At 37.0% G+C, this 10,096-nt stretch carries 10 protein-coding genes; 3 read left to right on the forward strand and 7 right to left on the reverse strand.

Annotated features, from left to right (window positions below; all coding sequences use genetic code 11):
- Positions 1–244: 244 nt before the first annotated feature.
- From AFK68_RS24715 to AFK68_RS24740, 6 genes are all read right to left on the reverse strand, one after another.
- A complete protein-coding gene (locus tag AFK68_RS24715) occupies positions 245–643 on the reverse strand; it encodes a type II toxin-antitoxin system VapC family toxin (protein ID WP_371357548.1) in 399 nt (132 codons plus the stop codon).
- The gene (locus AFK68_RS24720) at positions 616–873 is read right to left on the reverse strand and encodes a type II toxin-antitoxin system Phd/YefM family antitoxin (protein WP_094675911.1); all 258 of its coding nucleotides are present in this window, start codon (positions 871–873) and stop codon (positions 616–618) included. The genes AFK68_RS24715 and AFK68_RS24720 overlap by 28 nt, the downstream gene beginning before the upstream one ends.
- A gap of 332 nt (positions 874–1,205) precedes the next feature.
- Positions 1,206–2,261 carry a M23 family metallopeptidase gene (locus tag AFK68_RS24725; protein ID WP_094675913.1) on the reverse strand — a complete coding sequence of 352 codons (1,056 nt, stop codon included), beginning with the start codon at positions 2,259–2,261 and terminating at the stop codon, positions 1,206–1,208.
- 118 nt (positions 2,262–2,379) lie between these two features.
- Entirely contained in the window at positions 2,380–3,159 is a 780-nt protein-coding gene (locus AFK68_RS24730) for a class I SAM-dependent methyltransferase (RefSeq protein ID WP_094675915.1), read from the reverse strand.
- A gap of 145 nt (positions 3,160–3,304) precedes the next feature.
- Entirely contained in the window at positions 3,305–3,973 is a 669-nt protein-coding gene (locus AFK68_RS24735) for an ester cyclase (protein WP_094675917.1), read from the reverse strand.
- Between the two features lie 441 nt (positions 3,974–4,414).
- The coding region (locus tag AFK68_RS24740; RefSeq protein ID WP_246844443.1) for a GNAT family N-acetyltransferase at positions 4,415–5,128 on the reverse strand (714 nt) is incomplete at its 5' end.
- Positions 5,129–5,218: 90 nt separating this feature from the next.
- Between AFK68_RS24740 and AFK68_RS37315 the strand changes: the two genes are divergently transcribed.
- The gene (locus AFK68_RS37315) at positions 5,219–5,374 is read left to right on the forward strand and encodes a hypothetical protein (protein WP_168186642.1); all 156 of its coding nucleotides are present in this window, start codon (positions 5,219–5,221) and stop codon (positions 5,372–5,374) included.
- Between the two features lie 1,639 nt (positions 5,375–7,013).
- On the opposite strand, the gene ribE is transcribed toward AFK68_RS37315, so the two are convergent.
- Positions 7,014–7,739, reverse strand: a complete 726-nt coding sequence (ribE, locus tag AFK68_RS24760) for a riboflavin synthase (RefSeq protein WP_094675925.1) — start codon at positions 7,737–7,739, stop codon at positions 7,014–7,016.
- Between the two features lie 270 nt (positions 7,740–8,009).
- Between ribE and AFK68_RS24765 the strand changes: the two genes are divergently transcribed.
- Positions 8,010–8,516 (forward strand): bifunctional nuclease family protein, encoded by a 507-nt coding sequence (locus AFK68_RS24765; protein ID WP_094675927.1) that lies wholly within the window; start codon positions 8,010–8,012, stop codon positions 8,514–8,516.
- Between the two features lie 426 nt (positions 8,517–8,942).
- Positions 8,943–10,058 carry an aldo/keto reductase gene (locus AFK68_RS24770; protein ID WP_094675929.1) on the forward strand — a complete coding sequence of 372 codons (1,116 nt, stop codon included), beginning with the start codon at positions 8,943–8,945 and terminating at the stop codon, positions 10,056–10,058.
- Positions 10,059–10,096: the final 38 nt, after the last annotated feature.

Here is a 10,096-nt window from a genome sequence, read left to right on the forward strand (position 1 = left end):
GGGTTCCGCATAGCGTGTTAATGGGAAATCAACATACAGGAAATAAACCCGCCCCCAGACGATATGGCCGTACAGGGCGCGGGGCAGGTTTAGATCAATAAGTTAATTTTATATACGCTAGTATTATTTGCATTATTCTATTCTGGAGTTTGAATTTAGCGAGGGAGAAGATTTTACCACAGTCCGTCTGAGTAGCGATCGCGAAACTATTAGCATCTCTTAGCCCGAAGATGCCACCTAATTTTCAGAAAAACTTTACCATTGGATAGGAAAGAATCGCTTTATCTTCTGTCATAATAATTAAATCATGCTCTAAAGATTGACAGAGTAAAAGACGATCAAAGGGATCATTATGTAAGGGCGGTAATTTAGCTAATTGAGTAATCGTAGTTTCAGCAATAGATAAGCTATAAATTAGATGTCTTTCACGCTGTTGGGGAAGGTAAATTTCAGGAGATTCTGGTAATGGTAATTTTCCTAATTGATATTTGATTGTTGCTTCCCAAACAGAAACTACACTCAGATAAATCTCGTTATCTTGATTACTAATAGCATCATAATATTTGTCTGCTAGTCGTTTATTATTAGTAATAAACCACAGAAAAATATGAGTATCTAAGAGTATGTTGATGGATTGGTAAATAGGTTAATAATTTCTTCAGGGAGGGGATCGTTAAAATCATCAGGTACAATAAATTCACCTTCACATAAACCAATAGGACGGCGTTCTTTTTGAGGTGGTTTTGTTGGTATGGGTTTAATTTCAGCAATAGGTTTATCTGCTTGAGTAATGATCAAACTATTACCTTCTTGAATCAGTTTGATAAATTCTGATAAATTGTTTTGAATCTCATCTATGTTTAGAGTAATCATGGCGTTAGTTTTTATGCCATTATGGATAATTGAAAAAAAAATTATTCAAGTAAATATTTTTTTTTAGAGGAAGTAAACCTATCTTCATATTGTTAGGACTTACGCACTACAACGTATCTTCGTCATTGCGACCGACAGGGTTTGCGGAGCAGTCCGGAACGGATAGCAATCTCAAATCCTAGTTTTTCGTACCTCATGCGTAAGTCCTGATTGTATGATATTAAATTACCTATTAGGATTATATCACTTGGGAGGGGGGTTTGGAGACCAAACCCCTACTACTAATAATACTGAATTTAATCTAATAATTTCAACATCCGCAAGTCTTGTTTTCAATTTAATTGAACCTCTTTGCTCACATTTACTAATACTTTATTACCTCTAGTCAAACTATATTCACCCCTCCATTTACCTTGAGCAAGAGACTGAGAATTATTGCGTTTACCCACATATCCCATCCATGTCTTTTTCGCAGATTTAATTTCCTTTTTATTATCTATCACTCGCTCCCCATTAGGAGCAAATAATTGATAATGTTCCTCATCCCCAGGCAACACCCCATAAACTTGCACCCAAAATATTAATGCAGCACTATTTCCTGGCAAAACCGTGTCGTAAAATTTCCCAGACCACAAATCATCCATAGTTGGTGCAGCATCAGCAAACCCACCCCGAATAAGACCAGTCGGTTTATAACTCAAGGGTTGTTGCCAAATAGAATTCCGAGCAGTATTACAACCACTTTTAGCATTAGCTCCCACAAATGGATCGACAATTTCTCCCTGATATTGAATGCTTAAATGTATATGAGGAAAAGAAGCTAAACCCGACTCTCCCACCATCCCCAATTGAGTACCTGCTTTAACAACTGTTCCTGGTTTCACAACCACACTACCGTTGCGGAGATGACAATATTGAGTTTCCCAACTATTACCATGATCTATCACCATTCCGTTACCACATTCAATATTTTTCACTGCATCTTGATCTGCTTGATTTTTGACTCGGCGATCAGGTATTCCATCTCGCACTCGTAACACTTTACCAGGAGCAACCGCTTGTACCGCTACACCCTTCGCCATAATTTTTTCATCAGATATAGCAAAATCTGTTCCTTTGTGGCCGTCGTAAGTTTGCCTACCGCAACCAAAATCTACTGCTTTTGGACTGGGGTCGCGATCGCTATACAATAAAATAAAGCAGTCTTTGTCTAGCTTACATTCAACAGGTATAGCAAATTTGGGATTATTTGGTACTTGAGCAATAGAATTGTCAATGACAGAATTTTGAAATAGTGGGGTATTAGCATTAGCAGTCAATAGGTAGTTGGTAGCTAATACTATTACTAATGCGGTAACAAAACCATAAAAATAATTTTTAAGTTTCATAATTGTTATCTGTTATTATCCTCTAATATTACAAAGGCAAGTAGATAACCCGACTTTAATGATAATTCAATTTTTAAATTTTTGTCAAAGGCGATCGCTGCTCAAAAAAATCTAGTAATTAAAGGCTGTTCTCCAATTGATAAATAACATAGGGGGCTATTCTAATTTCATCTTTCCAATGAAGTGGATCTGAGCTGTTTCCAAGAGGTCTAAATTCCTGTTTTACCGTCAAACCAGCCTGGAGAAACGCCATTTTATAGTCGTTATCGCTCCAAAAATAATCGGTTACATCAATGTTTTCTGGGAGCAGACGAGCCTTAACTTGTTGCCCCGAATGGAGGGGTAGCTTATTCTCTGGAAAGTCTACTAAGCAAGATAGCCAATTTCCTTCGTAAAACTCCTTTGTGTTAGTAACTATTATACCAAAGCCAGATGGACAGATAATTCGAGCCATTTCTCTTACAATTAAATCAAGATCAGTCCGGTTGCCAATTTCAAGTAACATCCAGCTTGAGAAAAAAACCTGAAAATGTCCGTCCACAAAAGGCAAAGGCTGGCTGGGTTTGAGAATATGGTAGTCACCTTTTGGATCTGCTCTCCTGGCTTGTGCAATCATCTCTGGACTAATGTCTGCACCCACAACATGATTCCCCAGGGCTTTCAAAAAACGGCTTGAACGACCTGCACCACAGCCTAGATCGAGAACAAAGGAGTCTCTCAGCAAACGGTGTTCTGCAACAGTCCGAAATGCGAGGTAGTCTGTATTATTTAGTTCTCTAAGAGCGTATCGTTCGGCTTGTTGGGAATAGTCAGGGCTAGGCATAGTTATATCATATTGAACAGTTATAAATAATTGGGTAAGTAGGGGCAATTTTTGTTTATCATGTTCCGAAAACATGAATTGTCCCTACAAGAGCAAACAAAGGAGAAAAGTAGAGGTGTAGGAAGTAGTTAATTACTTAAATTTTATTCACCACTAAATTGTTGGTACATTATACCATAAATATATTGAAGCTACTGCTACTTTTCTTTAGATAATATTGTTATTTTTGACTATGAAAAGGGCAACCACCAGCAGTTAAATCTTTGAGAAATTTACTATTATTGAAATAATGTTCTACAGATAAAATCTTTAAATCTTCAGTTAATCTGGCAATACTCATGCCAACCATTTCAATAGTTTCACCAGTAGGTTGATACTCTTTAAAATTACCCTTAAAAGTTCCCCAATGCCGCCATTTAAAGGTAACATTTGGCGGTCCGGAAAGCACTTCTATTACTTCCCAAAGAAACCCATCAGGAAAAGCTGTATGAAAAAGTTTAAAGGATGATTCAAAAGTTTCTTCTTCTGGATTATAATGTTTATTTTTACTGATAAAAAGATTGTATGTTCCTTGTTCTGCTGCTTCTTGGGCGGTATATTCTTTGCCTCCATTACTACTCATCCGAAATTTATCGGCAACAACAGATAACCACTGTTGAGGATTAGCTTTATTAGATGCTTCCATCTCAAAAGTTCGGACTAGGTTATGAGCGATGGCTTCTAAAGATCCTTCTGGATGATGATATTTACTTTCTTGTTGGAAAACTTGATCGTTGTGAGAATAGTCTGGTCGTGTTCCGCCTCGCCATTCAACTCCTTCATCGTTAGCAATTACTTTGTCTCGATCTTGGACCCAAAGTGGTAGTTCTGTAGAATTAGTATTACTCATATTTATATTTCAATCATTAGTTTTCAGACTTTAATTTACTAGATTATTTTTGAGGACAATAGCTATTACATAATTATTTAATTCTTTTTGATTAAAAGTAAAGTGTAACAAATAAATTAGTCAACCTCATTCTCCTTTATTACCGAAAGTTCAAGGTATCAAGCATCTCCATTCATGGAGAAAAAAAATCCTCAAATCCTTCTTTAGAATCAGAGCTAATTATAGCGGTTTTCATTTCAGTAGGGACGTTGCATAACAAAAATGCTAACGTCCCTACGAGGTTTGTGGTTATGGCGATGTTTCATAAATCTGAAAAGTGCTAATTCCCCTACAAGAGTTTGAAAAAGCCCGTGGTGCGCTTTTTTGTGGGATTCAAACCCAGATTATACACCAAGAATAAGCTGATAGCTGATAGCTGAGTGCTGAGTGCTACTTCAATTATTAATTCTTGAAATCTTCTTTTCTCAAAGCATACTTAACACCTGCTTGCTGAGACTCGGAATAAACAAAATTTAGTTCAAATTTTAACCCCACTTTTTGTATAACTCGAATAGATGCTTTATTTTCTGACAAAGCACTTGCTGCAACTTGTTGTGTTTCCAACTCTAAAAAACCTTTCCGAATTAAAGCTTTTGAACCTTCAGTTGCATATCCCTTTCCCCAAACTTTTCTTTGCAACCGATAACCTAGTTCAATATCATCTACTCTATACAAAGTTTCTCCCATATAACTATCTAAACCTGGTCGAAAATGAAACCAACCAATAAATTTATTACTTAACTTTTCAATAGCTGCCCAAAAACCATAACCTGGATATTGTTGGTAATATCTGAAAACTTTAGGTAAAAATTTATTTTTAATCTCATTGTAGGGGGTAGGTGTTCCTGAGCGATCGCCTAATTTTGTAAATCTAGTTACTTCTGGATCGCTATCTAACTGAAATAATAATTCTGCATCAGCTTCAGTAAATTGTCGTAAAATTAATCTTTCTGTCTCTAGAAAAATCTTCATTGAATTTATTAATAAAAAAATAATAACCCCGTAGGGACGTTGCATGGAACGTCTAAGGGCGACCATGGAACCTCTGAGGGCGACCATGGAACCTCTGAGGGCGACCATGGAACCTCTGAGGGCGACCATGGAACCTCTGAGGGCNGGCGACCATGGAACCTCTGAGGGCGACCATGGAACCTCTGAGGGCGACCATGGAACCTCTGAGGGCGACCATGGAACCTCTGAGGGCGAATGCCATTCGCCCCTACTAATGAAAAGCGCTGTAAATCTGCTTATTTTGAAGTATTGGCAAAAACTCCTAGTTTGGTAGGGGGTTTGGTGACCAAACCCCTACAAGATTTCAGCTACATTAAGTATGGCAACGAAAACGGTTCTAGAACAAAATAACCCTATCTATTCCAAATAAATCATCAATTGTTTGAATATTCTGAGTTAAGTTTAAATTAGCTCCATCCTCAATTATAGCAATAGTATCTCTCTCAATAGTATTATTCTCTATTGATATTGATTGGTGCTCAATCACTAAATTATTACCTAATGGGAAAAACTCAATGTTATCTCTGGAACTCTTAAATATCTCAATAGAATCACCCTCAAATTGGTTAAAGTCTACTATTGTTGCTTCACCTTCACCTAAATAGAAAGGTACCGCTCTTGGTATTAGAGCAGGAACTATAACTGTAGTAGTTCCTAATATAAACTCATTTACTCCAGGAGTACCAATAAGGCGATCAAACTCACCTATACCATCACTACGGAAATCTCTTTCAAAAAAATAATCTACTGCAACTCCTGTTATTTCCACAAAATTATTTTCTGCTCCCACAGGACTAACAATATCGCTGCCACTTGTTCCACTAAAAATAGCAGCACGATTTTCATTGATACCAAAGTTGAGATAATGTTCTAAACCAGAACCAATGAATCCGTTATTGACTGCTTCAGCAACACCAGGATTATTTGCTAAATATTCGCCTTCGACAAAAGATACTTCTAGAGGTAGAGGTTCATCAGTTGGAGGTTGTTGGGAACCAAAGCGGAAGTTACTACTATCCAAAAGTAGCTCGTTAGTAACAGGATCGACAGCATTCTCCACCACAGCTNGGATTATTTGCTAAATATTCGCCTTCGACAAAAGATACTTCTAGAGGTAGAGGTTCATCAGTTGGAGGTTGTTGGGAACCAAAGCGGAAGTTACTACTATCCAAAAGTAGCTCGTTAGTAACAGGATCGACAGCATTCTCCACCACAGCTAATGTTGTTCCTGTAGTGCTACGAGCAATAATGGATGCTTCGGTTTGTCCTGGTACAAAACCAATGGAGTAATTTCTAATAAATGAATTATTCTCTTTACCCAATTGGATAATGTCAACATTGGGGTCAAAGTTGCTAATGCGAACCCTACTATCTATACCATTGTAGAAATCCTGACCAGATTCACCTAAGATAAAAATATCAGTAGTATTTCCTCCAAATAAGGTGTCAAAACCTCCGCCTCCATCACCTGTAGTACCTGTTTGATAAATACGATCGCCTTGAGCGTCTAAACTAACAGGTACTCCGATCAAGTCTATTTCTCCTCCTGCTACACCCACAGGAAATTCTGGGAGAAAGTCATTGCTAGTGCTACCAGTAAAAGTAGCAGAGCGCAGTTCAAACTGCCCAAACTGGAGATAATGATCAAAACCAGATGGGATAATACCACTATTAACTGCTGCTGCAACACCAGGGTTTTCTAGCAAGTATTCACTTTCAAAGAATGGCATGATTTTTTTTTAGTTAAACTAAGTTTCTCATCCTTGACCAAAAAATCAGGTCTTATATCAAATTAGTGATTGGTAGGGGTTTGGTAACCAAACCCCTACAGTATTGAATTGTACCGATACTACTAGATTTTGTAGTGGTCTACAAGTAATGATATCCTAAAAAAAGTCAAGTAGTCAACAGAATACTCTTTCTGGGAAACAAGGAATTTAAGTTACTTTCTATTCCCTATTCCCTATTCCCTATTCCCTGTTCCCTAATTTTAAATAAAACCGTTTTCTGTCAAAAATTCTGGTGTAATATCTTTTAAATTATTAACAGTAGAATTTGCTGCTAAAGCAGGTGGCAAAACAGAATAATTATTAGATCCATGACGCAGAAATTTAGCTACATATTTACCCAGAATATCTGCTTCAATATTTACTAAACTACCTACTTTTAAATGGCTCAGGTTTGTTTCATTAAAACTATGGGGAATAACTGCTACTTGAAACCAGTTGCCATCCACATCACAATCAGCCACAGTTAAACTAATACCATTAACTGCTATACTCCCTTTTGGTACAATATAGGGTGCTATCTGACGTTCCCACTTTTCATCTGTTGTGTGTGGCGCTATAAATTTCATTTCCCAGGCATTAATAGTTTCAACAGAGCTTTGCAAGCGTCCAACCCCATCAATATGACCTGTTACAAAATGGCCTCCCAGCTTACTACCTGCTCTTAATGAAGTTTCAAGATTTACATATCTATCCGATAGTTGCCCTAGGGTACTACGTTTTAAGGTCTCAGGTGATACGATCGCTACAAATCCTTGAGCTAAAATATCTATTACTGTTAGACAAACACCGTCTACAGCTACACTATCACCAATGGCCAAATCTTTTAAGATGATTTGGCTATTACTAGATGATTCCAGAGAGACTAAAATTTGGCTTTCTGCTAAAAGCTTAATTTTTCCTAAAGCTTGAATTAATCCTGTAAACACTGTTTTTCCTCTGATTAATAATTAAAATTTAGTTAAATTTTCTGAACATTTACAGCAATACTGGGCTTAAGATTAGGTTATCTATATCATCTGGTGAGCTATGAGTTAACGTAGACACCATACATGGGAAAAGATAGAACATAATCAATAAATGTAAAAATAATTAATATAGGTAAATATCAAGCCAGATTAAAATCCAGTTGTTCCTTACCTATAATCATTTATATCGTATACAGACTGTAAAAATAATTATAAAATGAGGCCGAGTCGATGATTGAAATGAAAGTCGCTGGAATAGCATTGGATGCAGCAACACGCAATCCGATTGTATTGTTAAGAGATAGTACAGAGCGACGTGCCTTGCCTATCTATATAGGTCAAGATCAGGCCAAGGCAATTATTAGCGCTTTGGAAAACCATCAACCACCACGTCCATTGACTCACGATCTTACGGTCAGTATTCTAGAATCACTTAATGGGGTTCTGGAAAAAGTGGTAATTCACTCATTGCAAGATAATACATTCTATGCAGTGCTAATCGTGAAACAAGGGGAAGCTAAAAAAGAAATTGATGCCCGCCCTAGTGATGCTATTTCTATTGCCCTTCGCACAAATAGCCCTATATGGGTGATGGAAGAGGTAGTAGCAGATGCTTCTATCCCTGTAGATCGAGATGCAGATGAGGCTGAAAGGCAAGCATTTCGGGATTTTGTGTCAAAACTTCGCCCTGAAGATTTAATTAAACGTGGTGGAACTAGCACTGGTGAACTATCTTGATACTATTTCGCACAAATAAAAATTCAAAAATAAAAATCCAAAAAAAAATTTATTTAGGTAAAAGGTTAAACACCCTATTGGAAATACTTAGCCAAAGTTAGTATGCTCGTTGGCTATTAGTTTTCCTATTATCCCTTTCTATATTAGCCAGATTCTAGGTGGTTTTATGTACTAAAATTACGGGCAAACCACTATTATATTTGTTAATTATAGGTTTTCAGAGCGATCGCTATAGTGTTACCCGCAAGTCAGAAGGCGCAAAGTTCAGAAGTCAGAAGTATTTCCGTACATTGATGGTTCTCTAGAGGATGCTTTGCGCCGACAAAAACACAAATAGCATTTAGTCATATCCGCGCCCTTTGTTTTGATCGCTAATTAACTAAAAGTAAAAACTAAAAAGTAAAAAGTAAAAACTAAAATATACAAGTGCATTACCGCAGGTTTGGCAAAACCAACTTAAACCTCTCAGTTTTTTCCTTGGGTACTATGCGATACTTGGTATCTGAGGAAAATGCTGTGCAAACAATACGACAAGCTGTAGATATGGGTATTAACCATATTGAAACAGCTAGAGGTTATGGTAAAAGTGAAAAGTACCTGGGTTCAGCTTTGGTATCTGGGTTGGAGCGTGCCAAACTTTATATAACAACAAAAATTACACCGACAAAAGATGTTAATGCTATAGAAAGTTGTATAGATGAATCATTGGAAAATCTAAATATTGACTATTTAGACTGTCTAGCTATTCATGGCATTAATACTTGGGAACATTTAGAAATTACCCATCATAGCATTAGGGCGTTTCAGAAGTTGATAGATGATGGGCGAGTCAAAAATATTGGTTTCTCAACTCATGCTCCTTTAGAAGTAATCTTAGCAGCCATTAATACAGACTTTTTTCAATTTATTAATCTACATTACTACTACTTTTTCCAACGTCATGCTCCTGTAGTAGAATTAGCCCACCAAAAAGATATGGGCATTTTTATTATTTCTCCAGCAGATAAAGGTGGACAGTTATATACACCATCTCCTACTCTTCAGGAGTTGTGTCAGCCTTTTTCTCCACTGGAATTAAATTATCGATTTTTATTAAGTGACCCTAGAATTACAACTTTAAGTGTGGGTGCCGCTAGGCCACAAGAATTAGAATGGCCTTTGACTATGAGCGATCGCACACAACCTCTAACTTCTCAGGAAACAGAAATATTTCAGCGTTTGGAAACTGAAGCTTTACAAAGGTTAGGAACGGATAAATGTAGCCAATGTTATGCTTGTTTACCTTGTCCAGAGGATATTCATATTCCAGAAGTCCTGAGATTAAGGAATTTGGGTATAGCTTATGATATGACAAGTTTCGGTAAATATAGATACGGAATGTTTGAAAATGCTGGTCATTGGTTTCCTGGTAAGAAAGGCAACCGATGTACTGAATGTGGGGAGTGTTTACCCAGATGTCCGGAAAAATTGGATATACCAAGTTTATTGAAAGATACCCATCAGAGATTTAAGGGTACATCTGGTCGTCGGTTGTGGGACTAAATTTTTGAGATATTGTGTTAGATTATAAAGATATATAG

This window comes from Hydrocoleum sp. CS-953, assembly GCF_002260545.1.
Classification (GTDB): domain Bacteria; phylum Cyanobacteriota; class Cyanobacteriia; order Cyanobacteriales; family Microcoleaceae; genus Trichodesmium.